The 765-nt window shown below is 60.1% G+C and carries 1 protein-coding gene; it reads left to right on the top strand.

Annotated features, from left to right (window positions below; translation table 4 throughout):
- The coding region (locus FJM08_RS08515) for an alpha/beta-hydrolase family protein (RefSeq protein WP_211331345.1) at window positions 1-416 on the top strand (416 nt) is incomplete at its 5' end.
- Window positions 417-765 lie beyond the last annotated feature (349 nt).

Genomic DNA, 765 nt, shown 5'->3' with positions numbered 1-765 from the left:
TTTGTACAATTCAGCGACAGACGAATTATACATACCTCTGTTCGACGGCAGCGTCAGATGTGTATAAGGGACTGGATGTGCCGTGGGGTAGAGCGCGGGTGGTGCATCTGACGCATGCCTCTGATCCGATCGCCTGGTGGACTCCCCGCCTGCTGTTTCGGGAGCCGGACTGGCTGCGAGAGCAACGGGGCTACGACGTCCTTCCCCAGACACGCTGGATCCCGGTGGTGACGTTCGTCCAGGTTTCGGCCGATATGGCGGTGGCTACGCATGTGCCGGACGGGCATGGTCACCGCTACGTCGCCACCGTGGCCGACGGCTGGGCCGCGGTGCTCTCGCCGCCCGGCTGGACACAGCAGAAGACGGAGCGGCTGCAGCCATTGCTGCACGCCAACGCCAAGCCCTTCGGCTCGTAGGGCGGGCAGCGGGTCGGCCGGTTTGGCGTGCGCCGTCGGCGTGGCGGCTAGCCCGAGTCCATATCGATGGACGACAAGACGGTGTTTGTCTAGGTGTTAGACATCATCAGCAAATAAAAACGGGAAATGTAAAGCTATTGGACACAGTCGACGTCATGAAACGGTACGAACATTCCCCTGGAAGACAAATCGGTGCTGCCATACCGCTCGACGACGACGCCCATCGTGCGACCAATAAAAATGTCTTGGGGAAAGATTTGTCGAACACTCTGCATTTCCGTTCCGAGCGTGCTTAGACTCGCGCCATCACGTTGACTCCGGTCCCGATATCCGTCGCCCGGCGATGAGG

This window comes from Metamycoplasma equirhinis (assembly GCF_006385185.1).
In the GTDB taxonomy this organism is placed as follows: domain Bacteria; phylum Bacillota_I; class Bacilli_A; order Mycoplasmatales; family Metamycoplasmataceae; genus Metamycoplasma; species Metamycoplasma equirhinis.
Note: the sequence above shows the minus strand (reverse complement) of the source record. Positions and strands in the feature narration are given on the sequence as shown.